The sequence below is a fragment of the Amycolatopsis sp. lyj-84 genome (assembly GCF_046549075.1).
In the GTDB taxonomy this organism is placed as follows: Bacteria; Actinomycetota; Actinomycetes; order Mycobacteriales; family Pseudonocardiaceae; genus Amycolatopsis.
In genome coordinates this window covers 733,877-749,484 of the sequence record NZ_JAJPWO010000002.1, presented here as the reverse complement: position 1 = coordinate 749,484, position 15,608 = coordinate 733,877, and the positions used below count along the sequence as shown (strand labels likewise).

At 67.5% G+C, this 15,608-nt stretch carries 16 protein-coding genes; 8 read left to right on the top strand and 8 right to left on the bottom strand.

Annotated elements, in window-relative coordinates; translation table 11 throughout:
• Positions 1 to 48 precede the first annotated feature (48 nt).
• Both ACLJRM_RS08610 and ACLJRM_RS08605 read left to right on the top strand, forming a co-directional pair.
• The gene (locus ACLJRM_RS08610; protein ID WP_174720482.1) at positions 49 to 1,461 is read left to right on the top strand and encodes a M20/M25/M40 family metallo-hydrolase; all 1,413 of its coding nucleotides are present in this window, start codon (positions 49 to 51) and stop codon (positions 1,459 to 1,461) included.
• Between the two features lie 73 nt (positions 1,462 to 1,534).
• Positions 1,535 to 2,392, top strand: a complete 858-nt coding sequence (locus tag ACLJRM_RS08605; protein ID WP_410662715.1) for an alpha/beta fold hydrolase — start codon at positions 1,535 to 1,537, stop codon at positions 2,390 to 2,392.
• A 75-nt stretch (positions 2,393 to 2,467) separates the two neighbouring features.
• Here the strand turns inward: ACLJRM_RS08605 and ACLJRM_RS08600 are convergent, their stop codons facing one another.
• Complete coding sequence (locus ACLJRM_RS08600) at positions 2,468 to 3,466, bottom strand: ABC transporter substrate-binding protein (protein WP_410662714.1); 999 nt, start codon at positions 3,464 to 3,466, stop codon at positions 2,468 to 2,470.
• A 67-nt stretch (positions 3,467 to 3,533) separates the two neighbouring features.
• Between ACLJRM_RS08600 and ACLJRM_RS08595 the strand changes: the two genes are divergently transcribed.
• Complete coding sequence (locus ACLJRM_RS08595) at positions 3,534 to 4,565, top strand: FecCD family ABC transporter permease (protein ID WP_410662713.1); 1,032 nt, start codon at positions 3,534 to 3,536, stop codon at positions 4,563 to 4,565.
• Positions 4,562 to 5,566: a FecCD family ABC transporter permease gene (locus ACLJRM_RS08590; RefSeq protein ID WP_410662712.1), complete on the top strand. Its 1,005-nt coding sequence runs from the start codon at positions 4,562 to 4,564 to the stop codon at positions 5,564 to 5,566. Before ACLJRM_RS08595 ends, ACLJRM_RS08590 begins: the two co-directional genes overlap by 4 nt.
• A gap of 4 nt (positions 5,567 to 5,570) precedes the next feature.
• On the opposite strand, the gene ACLJRM_RS08585 is transcribed toward ACLJRM_RS08590, so the two are convergent.
• The 3 genes from ACLJRM_RS08585 to ACLJRM_RS08575 are packed head-to-tail and all read right to left on the bottom strand — an operon-like array spanning position 5,571 to position 9,031.
• The gene (locus tag ACLJRM_RS08585; RefSeq protein ID WP_101611443.1) at positions 5,571 to 6,413 is read right to left on the bottom strand and encodes a transglutaminase domain-containing protein; all 843 of its coding nucleotides are present in this window, start codon (positions 6,411 to 6,413) and stop codon (positions 5,571 to 5,573) included.
• Entirely contained in the window at positions 6,410 to 7,357 is a 948-nt protein-coding gene (locus ACLJRM_RS08580; RefSeq protein WP_101611442.1) for an alpha-E domain-containing protein, read from the bottom strand. The genes ACLJRM_RS08585 and ACLJRM_RS08580 overlap by 4 nt, the downstream gene beginning before the upstream one ends.
• Positions 7,358 to 7,369: 12 nt before the next feature.
• The gene (locus ACLJRM_RS08575; RefSeq protein ID WP_410662711.1) at positions 7,370 to 9,031 is read right to left on the bottom strand and encodes a circularly permuted type 2 ATP-grasp protein; all 1,662 of its coding nucleotides are present in this window, start codon (positions 9,029 to 9,031) and stop codon (positions 7,370 to 7,372) included.
• Between the two features lie 209 nt (positions 9,032 to 9,240).
• Here ACLJRM_RS08575 and ACLJRM_RS08570 point away from each other — a divergent pair, with 209 nt between their 5' ends.
• The 4 genes from ACLJRM_RS08570 (at position 9,241) to ACLJRM_RS08555 (ending at position 12,185) form a co-directional block, all read left to right on the top strand.
• Positions 9,241 to 9,528 carry a hypothetical protein gene (locus tag ACLJRM_RS08570; RefSeq protein WP_146044298.1) on the top strand — a complete coding sequence of 96 codons (288 nt, stop codon included), beginning with the start codon at positions 9,241 to 9,243 and terminating at the stop codon, positions 9,526 to 9,528.
• Positions 9,529 to 9,744: 216 nt separating this feature from the next.
• Positions 9,745 to 10,560 (top strand): transporter substrate-binding domain-containing protein, encoded by an 816-nt coding sequence (locus tag ACLJRM_RS08565; protein ID WP_101611441.1) that lies wholly within the window; start codon positions 9,745 to 9,747, stop codon positions 10,558 to 10,560.
• Positions 10,561 to 10,629: 69 nt separating this feature from the next.
• Positions 10,630 to 11,433: an amino acid ABC transporter permease gene (locus ACLJRM_RS08560; protein WP_101611440.1), complete on the top strand. Its 804-nt coding sequence runs from the start codon at positions 10,630 to 10,632 to the stop codon at positions 11,431 to 11,433.
• Positions 11,430 to 12,185, top strand: a complete 756-nt coding sequence (locus ACLJRM_RS08555) for an amino acid ABC transporter ATP-binding protein (RefSeq protein WP_101611439.1) — start codon at positions 11,430 to 11,432, stop codon at positions 12,183 to 12,185. Before ACLJRM_RS08560 ends, ACLJRM_RS08555 begins: the two co-directional genes overlap by 4 nt.
• 130 nt (positions 12,186 to 12,315) lie before the next feature.
• Here the strand turns inward: ACLJRM_RS08555 and ACLJRM_RS08550 are convergent, their stop codons facing one another.
• Genes ACLJRM_RS08550 through ACLJRM_RS08535 form a run of 4 tightly spaced genes read right to left on the bottom strand, consistent with a single transcriptional unit; the run spans position 12,316 to position 15,402 of the window.
• Entirely contained in the window at positions 12,316 to 13,059 is a 744-nt protein-coding gene (locus ACLJRM_RS08550) for an ESX secretion-associated protein EspG (protein ID WP_410662710.1), read from the bottom strand.
• Between the two features lies 1 nt (position 13,060).
• Entirely contained in the window at positions 13,061 to 14,284 is a 1,224-nt protein-coding gene (locus ACLJRM_RS08545; protein WP_410662709.1) for a hypothetical protein, read from the bottom strand.
• Entirely contained in the window at positions 14,281 to 14,898 is a 618-nt protein-coding gene (locus ACLJRM_RS08540) for a DUF3558 domain-containing protein (protein WP_410662708.1), read from the bottom strand. Before ACLJRM_RS08540 ends, ACLJRM_RS08545 begins: the two co-directional genes overlap by 4 nt.
• Entirely contained in the window at positions 14,899 to 15,402 is a 504-nt protein-coding gene (locus tag ACLJRM_RS08535; protein ID WP_410662707.1) for a hypothetical protein, read from the bottom strand.
• Positions 15,403 to 15,608: the final 206 nt, after the last annotated feature.

The window sequence follows — 15,608 nt, the reverse complement described above, 5'->3', positions numbered from 1 at the left end:
CCGTTGTGACCCATCACACGTGCCGGAGCCCGTGGCAGGATGGCGGACGTGGAGCAGAAATCCGTACGCGAAACCGTGGTTTCCAACTGGACGCACGACGTCCTTCCCAGCCTGTCCGGCCTCGTGGCGATCCCCGCGTTGTCGCCGGCGTTCGACGCGGAGTGGGCGAAGAGCGGTCATCTGGCCGCCGCCGTCGAGCACGTCCGTTCCTGGATCGCCGCCCGGGAGATCCCCGGCGCGACGCTCGAGGTCGTGGAACTCGAAGGCCGCAGCCCGCTGCTGGTCGTCGACATCCCGGCGACGTCCGACGAGGCCGACAAGGGCACCGTGCTGATGTACGGGCACCTCGACAAGCAGCCCCCGGTCGGAGGCTGGTCCGAGGGGCTCGACCCGTGGACGCCGGTGATCCGCGACGGGCGGCTTTACGGCCGCGGCGCCGTCGACGACGGCTACTCCGGCTACGCGGCGACGACGGCGATCGAAGCCGTGCGCGCCGCCGGTGGCGAGCACTCCCGCGCGGTCGTGCTGCTCGAGACCGGTGAAGAGTCCGGCAGCCCGGACCTGCCCGCCTACGTCGAGCACCTGAAGGAGAAGCTCGGCGCGGTCTCGCTGGTCGTCTGCCTCGACGCGGGCGGCACCGACTACAAGCGACTGTGGCTGACCACCAGCCTGCGCGGCATGCTGCACGTCAACGTCACCGTGAAGGTGCTCGAATCGGCGCAGCACTCCGGTATGGCCAGCGGCATCGTGGCGAGCTCGTTCCGCGTGCTGCGCGCGCTGATCGACCGGATCGAGAACGTCGAGACCGGCGAGATCAAGCTCGCCGAACTGAGCGTCGACATCCCGGAGAACCGTGTCGACGAGGCACGCGGCGTCGTCGAGATCGCGCCCGGCGCGGCGAAGACGCTCTTCCCGGTTGTCGGCCGCCCGGTGTCCGACGACGACCTCGAACTGCTGCTCAACAACTCGTGGCGGCCGACGCTGTCGGTGATCGGCGCGGAGGGCTTCCCGCTCCCGGCCGACGCGGGCAACGTGCTGCGCGACAGCACCACCCTCACGCTGAGCTTCCGGCTGCCGCCGACCGCCGACGCCAAGACCGCGATGGAGGCCGTCCGCCGCGTGCTCACCACCGACGTGCCCTACGACGCTTCGGTCGAGCTGAGCGATTTCCAGGCCGAGAACGGCTGGAACGCGCCGGCCACCGCGCCGTGGCTCGACGACGTCCTGCACCACGTGAGCGGCGAGGTCTTCGGGGCGCCGCACAAGAGCTACGGCATGGGCGGGTCGATCCCGTTCATGGGGCTGCTCGGCGAGAAGTACCCGGAGGCGCAGTTCGTGGTCACCGGCGCCTGCGGGCCGGACTCGAACATCCACGTGCCGGACGAGTGGCTGAACATCGACTTCGCGCAGCGGGTCACCGAAGCGGTCGCGCACATCCTGGACGCGCACGCACGGAGCTAGACACTGCAATGAAAGTCCCCTTCATTGCAAAATTTGCAATGAAGGGGACTTTCATTGCACTCTCTGGAGGATCATGTTCGAGGGATTCAAGCTCGAAAACGTCGACGTCGGCGAGGTGACCCTCAGGGTCCGCCACGGCGGTTCAGGTCCGCCCCTCGTTCTCCTGCACGGACATCCCCGCACCCACACCACCTGGTACGACGTCGCGCCCCGGCTCACGGACGCGTTCACCGTCGTCTGCCCGGATCTCCCCGGCTACGGCCAGTCCTCGAAACCCGAGACCACCGAGGACCACTCCGCCCAGTCGAAGCGCGCCATGGCCCGGCACATCGTCGCGCTCATGCGGCACCTCGGCCACGAACGGTTCGTCGTCGCGGGGCACGATCGCGGCAGCTATGTCGCGCACCGGCTCGCGATGGATCATCCCGAGGCCGTCACCAGGCTGGTCATCCTCGACGGCGTCCCGATCGGCGAGGCGCTCGCTCGCGCCGACGCGAACTTCGCCCGGAAATGGTGGCACTGGTTTTTCTTCGGCCAGCTCGCGAAACCGGCTGAGCGTGTGATCAACGCGGATCCGGACGCCTGGTACGGCGGTGATCCCGAAGCGATGGGCGCCGAGAACCACGCCGATTTCCTGCGCGCGATCCACGATCCCGAGACCGTCCACGCGATGCTCGAGGACTACCGCGCGGGCCTCGGGCCCGACCGCGAAGCCGACGACGCGGACAAGGCGGCCGGGCGGAAACTGGCCTGTCCCCTGCTCATGCTGTGGTCCAGCCGCGACGACATGGCCGACCTCTACGGCGACCCGATCGCGGTGTGGCGCGAATGGGCCGAGGACGTCCGCGGCTTCGCGATCGAGTCCGGTCACCACCTGGCCGAGGACAACCCGGCCGAGCTCGCGGCGGCGCTGCGGGAGTTCCTGGGCTGAAGGGGACTTTCCCCTCGTCTCACGCGGTGAAGGGCGCTTTCCCCCCATCGCATGCGGGGAAAGTCCCCTTCAGCCTCACGCGAACTTGTTCAGCGCAGCCGTGAGTTCCGTCAGCTGCGGCGTGAACCGCTGGTACGAGAACGGCGTCTCGTTGTTCCACGGGATCAGCTTCCCGGCCTTCACCGCGGGCAGCTGGGCCCAGGTCGGCACGCCGCCGAGCCCGTCAGGGCCGAGCGAGAGCGAACCGCCGCGGTTGTCGTACATGATCACGTCGGCGGGGTACTTGCCGATGTTCTCCCAGCTGATCTGCTGGTAGTAGCCGCCCTGGCTCTCGTCCGGCGCTTCCGGCGTGACGAAGTTCAGCCCCTTGCTCTGGTAGTGCTTCGACGTCGCGAACTTCGGCGCGTTCGAGACGTAGACGGCGTCCTTCTGCGCGGACACCAGCAGGATCTTCAGCCCGGCGGCCTTCTTGGCCGCCTCGCCGAGCGCGGCGTCGGCCTTCTCGTACTCGGCCTTCGCGGCCTGGATCGCCGGGGTCTCGGTGTCGGCACCGAGTGCCTTCGCCAGCGAGATGAACTTCGCGATCCCCTCGGGCATCGAGATGTCCTGCAGCCGGACGCCGACACTCGGCGCGGCCTTGTCGATCTTCTCCGTCTGTGTGTCCGGGACGTACCACATCTGGTCTTTGAGGTACATCACGCTGATCAGCAGCTGCGGGTTCAGCGAGACGAACTTGTCGAAGTTGAACTCGTTCCACACGTTCCCGAGCGACGTGACGGTGTTCAGGTCGACCCCGCCCGCCTGCGGGTCCGGCTTGCCGTCGGCGAACTTCGACGGCCCGAAGATCCCGGCCGACTTCACGCCGAGGTCCCACAACGCCGCCGCGGCGGTCACCTGCGCGACGATCCGGGTCGGCCGCTCGCCTTCGAGTTTGCGGCCGCGGTCGTCGGTGAAGGACCACGTCGTGCCCGCTCCCTGCGCTGGCGTCTCTTCCTGATAGCCGCAGGCGGTCAGGAGGCCGGTGGCGCCGAGCGCCGCGGTGCCGGCGAGAAAGCCGCGTCGGGAGAGGTGCATTCGAGATCTTCTTTCGCCATGGAGCCGGATTTCGTGGTTAGGCTAGCCTTCGCTTACTGTGAACGCCATGGTCCAGGTCACGGAGCGCGTCAGATCACCGAGGACCAGCGTCTCCGTGCGAACGCTGGTCCTGGTGGGGTCGCTGATCGCCCTCGCCGCGGTCGTCCTGCTCTCGATCGGCTTCGGTTCGAACCGGCTCTCTCTCGGAGAAGTCCTCCACGCTCTGTTCGCCTACGACGGCAGCTACAACGACGTCGTCGTCCGCGACGATCGCCTGCCGCGCACGGTGCTCGGCCTGCTGGTCGGGATGGCGCTCGGTCTCGCGGGTTCGCTGATGCAGGCGATCACCCGCAACCCGGTCGCGGAGCCCGGTCTGCTCGGCATCAACCACGGCGCCGCCGTCGCGATCGTGCTCGGCTCAGCGGCCTTCTCGGTGACTTCGCCCGGCGAATACGCCTGGTTCGCCTTCGCCGGAGCACTCGTGGGAACCGCGCTGGTCTCGATCATCGGCGGGACGCGCGGCGCGACGAGCCCGCTGCGACTGGTGCTGGCCGGTGTCGCGATCCAGGCGGTGTTCGTCGGGATCAACCAGGGCATGCAGATGATCAACACGCACAACCTGCAGGCCATGCGGTTCTGGCTGGTCGGCTCGCTGGTCAACCGCAACCTCGATCAGCTGTCCGTGCTGTTGCCGTTCTTCGTCGCGGGCGTGGTGATCGCGATCGTGCTGGCCCGCGCGCTGAACGCGCTGGCGCTGGGCGAAGACACCGCGCGCGGGCTCGGCGCGAATCCGGCGCTGGTCCGGGTCGCCGGAATGGTCGCCGTCGGGTTGCTGTCGGCGGCGGCGACCGCGGCCTGCGGGCCGATCGCCTTCGTCGGCCTGATGATCCCGCACGTCGTCCGGTCGCTGATCGGCCAGGACGAGCGCTGGGTGATGCTGCTTTCGGCCCTGCTCGGACCGGTCTTGCTGCTCGGCTGCGACGTCCTCGGCCGCTTGCTCGGCTCGCCGGGTGAGATCCAGGTCGGGGTGATGACCGACGTCGTCGGCGGGATCGCCTTCGTGATCGTGGCCCGGCGGCTCAAGGCGGTGCGCCGATGACCGCGTCCGTCCGCCGCGAGTCCGGTTTGGACAGACGATCGACGGTCGTCGTCGCCGCACTGGCCCTGGTTACCTTGACCCTCGTCGTGCTTTCGGTCGGCACCGGCGACTACGAGATGAGCCCCGGCGAAGTGCTCGCGACCCTCGCCGGTTCGGGCACGAAGGCGCAGTACCTCGTCGTCATGGGACGGCTTCCGCGGGTGCTGGTCGCGATCCTCGTCGGCGCCGCGCTGGCGCTGGCGGGAACGATCTTCCAGACGATCACCCGGAATCCGCTCGGCAGCCCGGACATCATCGGGTTCACCACCGGCTCGGCGACCGGCGGCATCGTGACGCTGCTGTTCTTCGGTGCCGGTCCCGGCGTCGTCTCGCTCGGCGCGCTCGCGGGCGGGCTGCTGACCGCGTTGCTCGTGATGGCGCTGTGCGCGCCGCACGGCCTGCTGAGTTCGCGGCTGGTGCTGCTCGGGATCGCGGTCAGCGCGGTGCTGGTCGGCGTGAACTCGTACCTGCTGGTGAAGGCGAACCTCGAAGCCGCCGCGCAGGCCGTCGGCTGGCTCGTCGGTGACCTCTCCGGCCGTGACTGGAGCTACTTCGTGCCGCTGGCGATCTTGGTGGCCGTGTTCGTCCCGGTCGTGTTCGCGAACGGCCGCGCGCTGCGCATGCTGGAGATGGGGGACGACACCGCCACCGGGATCGGCGTCGACGTCCCCCGGGTGCGGCTGACCCTGGTGGTGGTCGCCGTCGCGCTGGTCGCGGCCGCCACCGCCGCGACCGGTCCGCTCCCGTTCATCGCTCTCGCCGCACCGCAACTGGCCCGCCGGATGACGCGCCTGCCGGGGCCCAACCTGATGGCATCTGCCTTCGTCGGCGCGACCCTGGTCGTCGCGGCGGACTACCTCGGCCAACGTCTGCTGGAGTCGTCGTTGCTGCCCGCGGGCGTGGTCGCGGCGGCCCTCGGCGGCGTCTACCTGCTCTGGCTGTTGCTGCGCCGCCGGGCTTGACGGCTCACGTCAGCCGGGTCAGCTGCACCGAGACGTCCAAAGTGGACTGACCGCCGCCGGTGAAGATGCCCTTGAGCGGTGCGACGTCGGCGTAGTCCCGCCCGTACGCGACCCAGACGTGCCGGGTCCCCACCGGGATCGCGTTCGTCGGGTCGTAGGCCCACCAGCCGCCGGTCCAGACGTCCACCCAGGCGTGGCTTTCGCCCTCGACGGTCTCACCGAGCTTCGCCTCCGGTTTCGTGTGGAGGTACCCGGAGACGTATCGCGCGGGGACGCCGATCGCGCGCAGCATCACCAGCGTCACGTGCGCGAAGTCCTGGCAAACCCCTTCCCGCGCACGCCAGGCGTCGGTCGCCGTGCTGTGCACGCCGGTCGTCCCCGGCTGGTACTTGAGCTGCTTGTTGACCCATTCGCAGATCGCGAGCACGGACTCCGCCGGGTCGAGCCCCTTCCGCAGTTCGCGCGCGACCTTCGTCAGGTCCGGATCGCGTGGCGTGTACGCCGTCGGGGTCAGGTACTCGGTGCGGTGGTCGACCACGGTGTCGCTGCGCAGGTCCTTCCACGACGCCGAACGGATCGGCTCGCCTTCGTCGGCGGTCTCGACCACCGACGTCGCGAGCACGGTGAACTCGGTGTGCGGTGCGTGAAGGTCGAACGAGGTCACGACGGTGCCCCAGTAGTCCGTGTACCGGTAAGCACGGGTCGCGGGCGTCGTCTCGACACGGTTCACGACGGTGGTCTGCCGCCGGTCGGATCGCGGGGTCAGCCGCGCCTCGTTGTACGACTGCGTGGCCGGCGTCGCGTACCGGTATCCCGTCCGGTGGGCCACCCGAAGCTGCCAGGTCACAGCGAAACCTCCGCACCGCTCCAGGCCACCCACGGTGACGAATGGAAGTACTGCACCGAAACCGCGTCGCCGATGTCCTTGATCGAAGTCTGCAGCGCGCCGAGCCGTTTCGGCAGGTCGTCCAGCAGATCGGACTGGCGCAGGAACTCCAGCTCGCTGCGCGCGCGGCCGAGCTGGCGCAGCGCCTCGGACTTCTCGTTGGCGCGGGAGTTGACGCCGGGATCCAGCCGCTCCAGGCACTCCTCGGCCTGGCGCAGCGCGTGGAACACCGACCGCGGGAACAGTGTGTCCCGCATCAGGAACTGCACGACCCTGGCGGCGTCGAGCGCGCCGCGATAGGTCCGCAGGTAGGTGTCCTGCGCGCCCGCCGAGCGGAGCACGGTGATCCAGCCCGGCGAGGACGCGCTGTCCTGGACCCGCGAAAGCAGCAGCCGCACCACCATGTCCGCGCGTTCGATCGACCGGCCGAGCACCATGAACAGCCAGCCGTCGTCGCGGCTCATCGTCGAATCCGCGAGCCCGGCGAACATCGCCGCGCGTTCCTCCACGAAGGAAAGGAAAGCGTGCGGCCCGGCGCGGCGCGCGTACCGCTGTCTGTCCGGCACCGCGTTCCACGTCGCGTTCAGGCATTCCCACAGCTCGGTCGAGACGACCTCTCGGGCACCGCGCGTGTTCTCTCGGGCGGAGTTGATCGAGCCGACGATCGACGCCGGATTGTCCTTGGCGTAGGCGACCAGTTCGGTCAGCTTCCACACGTCGAGCGAGTCCATGCCCTCCGGTGAGATGCCGAGGACGGCGAGCAGCTGGCGGCTCGCGTGGTCGGGGTCGACGCTCGCGTCTTCGAGCAGCTGGTGCACGGAGACGTTGAGGATCCGGGAGGTGTCGTCGGCGCGTTCGACATACCGGCCGATCCAGTACAGCGATTCCGCGTTGCGGGCTAGCACATCAACCTCCCTTTAGGCCTGTTGCTGCTGCTGTTGCTGGGTGGTGGTCAGCTCCGGTCCCTGTTCGGCGACCAGACCGTCCACTTGGGACAGTGCGCCGAGCGCGGGCTGATCCAGCTCCCGCTCCGCCGTGGAGGACCGCGGCGCCAGTACCCAGGTGTCCTTGGAGCCGCCGCCCTGTGACGAGTTGACCACCAGGCTGCCTTCGGGGAGCGCGACCCTGGTCAGCCCGCCGGGCAGGACGAAGATGTCCTTGCCGTCGTTGACCGCGAACGGCCGCAGGTCGACGTGCCGGGGCGCCAGTCGTTCGTCCACTTTGGACGGAACGGTGGACAGCTGGACGACCGGCTGGGCGATCCAGCCGCGTTTGTGCGCCCGGACCTTCCGCTTCAGCGCGGCCAGCTCGGCAGGCGTCGCCTCGGGCCCGAACACGATGCCGTACCCGCCGGAGCCTTCGACCGGCTTGACCACCAGTTCTTCCATATGCTGCATGACGTAGTCGAACTCGTCCGGCAGCCAGCACCGGAAGGTGTCCACATTGGGCAGCAGCGGCTTCTCGTTGAGGTAGTACTTCACCATCTCGGGCACGTAGGTGTAGACGAGTTTGTCGTCCCCGACGCCGTTGCCGACCGCGTTCGCGACCACCACGTTGCCCGCGCGGGCCGCGTTGAGGATCCCGGCGACGCCGAGCACCGAATCCGGCCGGTAGTGCACCGGGTCGAGGAATTCGTCGTCGATCCGCCGGTAGATGACGTCGACCTGCTGTTCGCCCTCGGTGGTGCGCAGGTAGACGACGTTGTCACGGCAGAACATGTCGCGGCCTTCGACCAGCTCGACCCCCATCAGCCGGGCCAGCAGCGAATGCTCGAAGTAGGCGGAGTTGTGCACACCGGGCGTGAGCACGACGACCATCGGATCGGCGACGTTCGCCGCGGCCGCCGCCCGCAGCGCACGGAGCAGATGCGAGGCGTAGTCGCCGACGGGGCGGACCCGGTGCTGCGCGAACAGATCCGGGAACACGCGCGCCATCGTGCGGCGGTTCTCCATCACGTACGACACCCCGGAGGGGTTGCGGAGGTTGTCCTCCAGCACCCGGAACGTGCCCTCCTCGTCGCGCACCAGGTCCACGCCGGACACGTGGATGCGGACGCCATTGGGCGGGTTGATCCCGAACGCCTCACGCTGGAAATGCTCACACGACGTGATCAGCCGTCGCGGCAGCACGCCTTCGCGCAGGATCTGCCGGTCGCCGTAGATGTCGGCGAGAAACGCTTCGAGCGCGCGGACCCGTTGCGCCACACCGCGTTCGAGTTTGCTCCATTCGGCGGATGTGATCACCCGCGGCACCAGGTCGAGCGGGAACGGCCGTTCCTGGCCGGACAGCGAGAACGTGATGCCCTGATCCGCCATGGCCCGGTCGATCGCCGCTGAGCGGGACGAGAGATCCGTGGAGGTCAGCGCGGAAATCGATTCGTACAGCGCCCGGTACGGCTGGCGGACCGTGCCGTCGGCGGTGAACATCTCGTCGTACGCGCCCGCGTGCGGCCGTATCGGCGAGAGATATCCGTCGAACTGCGCTCCAGGCTTCGCCGCCCGCCTCGCCGACGTCGTCGCACGAGGACGGCGGCCTGCCGGTGGAAGGCGCGGCGCCGAGTTGTTGTTCATGGAGGCCATCGTGACCCATGGACCCCGTCCGGCGCGAGATGTCCGGGTTGGCTTGTTGGAATGATCAGCCTGATGCTAGCCTCGGCGGGCGTATTCAAACCTGACTGGGGAAGGTTGGATTCTGTTTGGCGTTTCGCCATGTGTAAAACTCGATAACTCGCGCATTACCTGCTGGATAAGCAGGCTCTAAATTTTGAATGCAATTTTCAAGGGGAATTGTGAAGAATCTTGTGAAGGCGTTCGTCGTGGCCGGTGCCGCAGTGGCGGCGTTGGCTGTTCCGGGTGTCGCGGCGGCTGCTCAGGACGGTGCCGCGGCGCCGTCGACCAGTGTCGGCGTAGCGGATGTCAAGAGTCGTTGGTGCGGCCACAACTACAATAGCTGTGTCCGTGAGCGGAGCGACTTCGCCCGCTATTACAACGTCGGGCCGCTCCAGTACTTTCCTGTCGACCCCAATTGTGCGGGTATCTGCTACAACGGCTACAAGTTCGATTATTGGAACAAGTAGTAAGGCGGCGGTGGGGCGCTTCGGCGCCCCACCGTGTTTCACCTGCCGGGCCGGTTGAGCCCCTGTCGTGACCCATCGGGACCGAGGTCGGCTCGATCCCGTCCTCGGGACGAGTGACGGCCGAAACGGCGCTGTAACGTCGTAGTGCTGTGATTGCCGCCGGATGAGTGGCAATATGCGTGCTCTCGACACATGGGAACTACAAGGAGTGACGACGTGGCCCGATTCAAAGCGCTCGCCCTGATCCCGGCGCTCGCCCTAACCGCGGGCGCGCTGTCCGCGTGCGGCGAGGAAGGCGGAACCGCGGCCGGCGGCGTCCAGCTCGTCGCTTCCGGCAAGATCACCACCTGCACCCACCTGCCCTACCAGCCGTTCCAGGTCAAGCAGGGCGACAAGATCGTGGGCTTCGACGTCGACCTGGTCGACCTGGTCGGCAAGAAGCTCGGTGTCGAGCAGAGCATCGTCGACATCGCGTTCGAGAACATCGAGTCCGGCGAAGCGATGAACAGCGGACAGTGCGACGTCGCCGCCGCGGGCATGACGATCACCGACAAGCGCAAGGAGAAGTTCGACTTCTCCGACGCGTACTTCGAGGCGACCCAGGCGCTGCTGGTCAAGACCGGTTCGCCGATCAAGGACCTGTCCAACGTCGCGGGCAAGAAGATCGGCGTCCAGTCGGCCACCACCGGCGCCGACTACGCCAAGACCGAGGCCAAGGGCGCCGAGATCGTCACCTTCGACGACCTCGCGCTGCTGGAGCAGGCCGTGAAGAACGGCACCGTCGACGCGGGCGTCAACGACAACGGCGTGCTCTACGACTTCGCGAAGACGAACCCGGACACGACGGTCGTCACCGAGTTCAAGACGAACGAGTTCTACGGCATCGGCGTGAAGAAGGGCAGCACCGCCCTGCTCGGCCAGATCAACGAGGTCCTCAAGGCGTCCGCGGCGGACGGCTCGTACGCGCAGATCTACCAGAAGTGGTTCGGCAAGGCGCCGACCTGGCAGCCGGGCGGCCCGACCGCCAGCTGATAATCCGTCCCGGTGGCCGGTGCCCAGTGCACCGGCCACAGGTTTGTCGCCACCTGTTTGAGGAGAGAAATGGCTTTGAGCCGCCGCCAGCGACGTTCGGCGTTCCGGACCGGGCAATACGTCCTGCTGCTGGTGATCGTCATCGTGCTCGCGCTGCTGGCCGACTGGAGCAAGATCGGCAAGGCGTTCTTCGATCTCGACGTCGCCGCCAAGCAGTTCCCCGACGTGATCACGGTCGCGCTGAAGAACACCATCATCTTCACCGCGCTCGGTTTCGCGCTCGGTCTGGGGCTGGGCCTCCTGCTCGCCCTGATGAGACTTTCCTCGGTCGGCCCGTACCGCTGGTTCGCGCGCGGGTACATCGAGTTCTTCCGCGGCCTGCCCGCGCTGCTGATCTTCCTCGCCGTCGGCATCGGTGTGCCCACGGCGTTCAACACCCAGCTGCCGCGCAACGTCGCGATCATGCTGGCGCTGGGCATCGTGTCCTCGGCCTACATGGCGGAGACCATTCGCGCCGGGATCCAGGCGGTTCCGCGCGGACAGGTCGAAGCGGCGCGTTCGCTCGGCATGTCGCCCGCGCGCACGATGATCACCGTCGTGATCCCGCAGGCGTTCCGGATCATCCTGCCGCCGCTGGCCAACGAGCTGATCATGCTGACGAAGGACTCTTCGCTGGCGTTCCTGCTCGGCACCACGCCGGCGCAGCAGGAACTCGCGCAGTTCAGCCGTCAAGCGCTGCTGGAGGCCAAAGGCCTGACGCCGATCGTCGTCGCCGGTCTGTGTTATCTGGTCATCACCATCCCGCTGTCGATCCTGCAGCAGCGGCTAGAGAAGAAATACGGAGCCGGAGTGCCCGGCGGAGGAACGGTATGAGCACCCAGACGATCGTCGAAGTTTCGGGACTGCACAAGGCGTTCGGCGAACTCGAGGTACTCAAGGGCATCGACCTGCGGGTCGAGCGGGGCCAGGTCGTCTGCATCATCGGCCCGTCCGGTTCGGGCAAGTCGACGTTGTTGCGCTGCGTCAACCTCCTCGAGGAACCGCAGCAGGGCAAGATCGTGGTCAACGGCAGCGAGATCACCGATCCGGACGTCGACATCGACGGCGCCCGCACGAAGATCGGCATGGTCTTCCAGTCGTTCAACCTGTTCTCTCACCTGAGCGTGCTCGAAAACCTCACTGTCGCGCAGCGCAAGGTTTTGAAGCGTGGCAAGGAAGAGTCGGAGCGCATCGCGCGGGACAACCTCGCGAAGGTCGGACTGGCGGAGAAGGAGTCTTCGCTGCCGACGCAGCTTTCCGGCGGGCAGCAGCAGCGCGTCGCGATCGCCAGGGCGCTGTCGATGGACCCCGACGTCATGCTGTTCGACGAACCGACGTCGGCGCTGGACCCCGAACTGGTCGGTGACGTCCTCGCGGTCATGCGGCAGCTCGCGCAGGAGGGCATGACGATGCTCGTCGTCACGCACGAGATGCAGTTCGCCCGCGAGGTGGCCGACATCGTGCTGTTCATGGACGGCGGCGTCGTCGTCGAACAGGGCGCGCCGGACCAGGTCATCGGGGACCCGCAGGAGGAACGCACGAAGACGTTCCTCTCGCGGGTCCTCAACCCCAACCACCAGGACTAGGCCGTGTCCGGCAAGTCTTGCTCGCGGTCTTCGCGCCCAGGCGGCCCCTGACGGTACGAGGCCGATCCGCCCGCACCGTCAGGAACCACCTGGATCACGAAGCCCATCGAACAGACTTACCGGATACGGCCTAGCGGCCCCGAAGCTGCGACTCCAGCTGGATCACCTTCGCGGCGATTTCGTGCGGCCCGGCACCCATGAGGCTCACCCAGCCTTTGGTGTCCGGGCCGAACACGACGCGGCCCTGCTCGGTGTCCATCCAGCCCGGTGGTTTCTCGACGCGTTTCCGGTTGCCGCCACCGTCACGGATGGCGACGTACAGCCTTCCGAAGAAGGTGTGCGGCGACCGGATCCACTGGAAGATCTTCTTGGCGTCGCGGATGCTCGGACCGCCGCCGGTCAGCATTTCGCCCTTCATCAGGACTTGCAGATCGGCTTCCGAACAGTTCAAGGACGGCGTGCGTGCCGCGGGAGCCTCGGGAAGCAGGCCGGTGAAGTCCTGCGCGAGCGTGTCCGGCCGGGTCGGCTTCAGGTAGACGACCTTGTCGACCAGGACGACGGTCAGTGCCTCCCGGCCACTGCCCGCGGCGCGAACGGTCCGTTCACGTCCCTCGGACTTCACCCACGAGTAGTACTCGACCGCCGGCCGTTGCAGGAAACGCAGCGTGTCGAGGAACTCGGCGTCGATCCGGCCGCGCGTGAGCAGTCCTTGTCTGTCCAATTCGGACTGTGCGGTCGCGGCCAGCGCTCGGCGTTCCTCGGGCAGGTACCACTGCGCACCGCGGACGAGCGTCGGGTGGATGTCGCCGAGATTGTTCTGGTCCAGCAGGGTCTCGTAGGTCTGGAGCGTCAGCTCGACGGGTTTCCGGAGCACGTTATGCGCCGATCACCGGTGGAACCGGCTTGTCACCGTCGTAACCGCCGAAGAGGGAGTCTCCGTCCTCTTCCTGCAGCGTGATCTTGCGCTGATGCTCCTCGTCCTCGCCGCCCTTGCCACCTTTACCCGCTCCACCCATGCCGCCACCCATCCCGGGCGCGCCGGGACGTCCCGCCGCAGCGCCTCCCGCCGGTGTCCCGGCCGATCCGCGCATCGCGCCTTCGCCGGGCATGCCCGCGCCGACCCCGCGCCCGGGCCCCATGCTCCCCGGCCCGCCCGTCGACCCGCCCGGCCCGAACCCGCCACCGGGCCCGAATCCGCCGCTGAACCCGCCCGAGCCCGGGCCGAATCCACCGCCGCCTCCAGGGCCTCCGCTGCCGGGCCCGAGGTTCGGCGGGCGGTGCTCGCCCGGACGCATCTGCGGCCCGCGGCCTGTCCTGGACAGGTCGGTCTGGTCGTTCGGTCGCAGAGACGGCATCGGCGTCGGCCGCGGTTGCGGCATCTGCGGCATCCTCGGCGGCTGTGGGATCTGAGGCGGCCTCGGTGCCTGGTACCCCTCGGCCCCCGGAGGCGCGCTGTACGAACTAGGTCCGCCGGTGTACCCGCCGCCGGGGCCACCGTGCCGTCCCGAGTGGCCACCCGAGTCCCCGCCACTGAAGCCGCTGACCTTGGTCTGCCCGGGATCCACCGGATCCGGCGTGATCGGCCCGGCGGAGACGTTCGGATCGTGCGCGGCCGGATAGGCCGGTGCGAGCGACAGCTGCCGGGGCTGGGTGCTCTGGTAGTACGGCTCGTAGACCTCGACGTTGTGCTTGGTGTCCGCGTCGAACTTCGCGGCCGCGATCTCGTCGTCGCTCGCGCCGATGGACACGATGTCCTCGGGGCCGCTGTCCCCGGCGCGTTCCTTCTCCACCGGGCGGACGTTGCCGCGCGTGTAGTGGAAGGAAGCGTTCTGGTCGAACATCGACTGACGGGCGCGGTCCATGTTCTCGCCCGCGATCTTGGAGGTCGCGATGAGCGGGGCCAGTCCCGCTGCTCCGCTGTCGGCGGCCTTGCCCTTCCAGAAGGAACTCAGCGCCGTCTGGCTGTCTCCCATGGCTTTGCTGATGTCTTCGTGGATGACCAGCAGTTTGTGGGATGCCACTTGTGCTGCGTCGAGCCGTTTCGTGGTGTTGGGGTTGGCGTTGAGCTTGTCGAAGATCTCCCAGCCGCTGTAGGTCATTGCGCCGCCTTGAGATGCTGAATTGCGAAGGTGCCGAGCTTGATGGCCATACCGCACGGGTCAGATCGGTTCGGGTTGCTGGTGCCAGGCGTCGCGACGATCGTGTACATGAGGTCGTTGCGGACGCCGACAGCGAGGTTGCAGACATAGCTGCGCTCGCCGCCGTTCGCGAAGACCACAGAGGGATAGCCATCGATCAGCTCCGACGGTTTGAACGTCGTGAGGCCGCTGCCCTGCGCGTTCAACGCGTACAGATGGCTCAGGCCGTCACGTTCGCCGGTGTTCATGCCCGCACTGATCGTGCCCAGCCCGTTGGCGAACACCCACGTGCAGACCTTGCCGGAGGACAGGTCTTCCACCCTGGACCGGTCCACCGTGCCGCCGCTGAAAGACTGGATTTGATCGCTCTTCACAACGCTGCAGGGATCGGCTTCGGCGGCCGCGGTGTCGAGAGGCTGATTGATGTTCGGCGCACCGGCCCGCGGCAGTGAAGTCGACTGCCCCGCGGATGACGAAGGGGCCGGTGTTGTCGGGTTGCCTTTGTTGGGATCGCTGCATGCGCTGACAAGCAATGCCGCTGCCGCCAAAACGAAAAGGGCCGAACGCGATCCCATTCAAACTGCCTTTCCCACGTCGCGGATGGCGTCCAGAGCGGCCTGGTCCTGCCGCTGGTACGCATCGCGGATTTGCCTCAATGTGTCCACATAGGCGCTGGTGTAGTCCACCGCGCTGCGAAGAAACTCCTGGTAGGCAGCTCCGGACGCGTTGGCTTTGGCCACGTATCCCTCACTGCCGACCTCCTTGCCCATAGCGTCGATGCCGGTGAGGAACGTAGCCTCGACGTTGGCGCGGCTGAAGTCGTTGTCCAAGCTGTCTTGGAGCGCCTTGATGACCTTGTCCATGGCGGCCGGATCGAACTCCCAGCCACCGTTCGCCGAAGCGGCCGCGAAGTCGGTTTTCGCCTGTCCGCTGCCGAGCTTGCTGTACTGGTCCGGGTCGACTGGAGGTGGTGCGGCACTCGAGCCGGGGATCAACCCCGAGCCCGGCGGCGGTGCCTGTGGCCCCGGCCCGTTGATCTGGTCATTGACCCGTTGAGGGCCGTTTCCCGGTCCTGTCATGACGTGCCTCCCCGCACGGGCCGCGTTGGGGCGCGACCTACCCGTAGTTCACTTCTGACTCCAACCGGTGACGATAGCAGCAGGTAAATCGCCGATCAGCCCCTTCGCGGAAGATCACCTCAAAAGATTCTTGATCGCGGCGGCTGCGGCCTTCGTCGCCATTCCGCACGCATCGGAGAAACCGGGATGCCTCATGGACAGGCGCG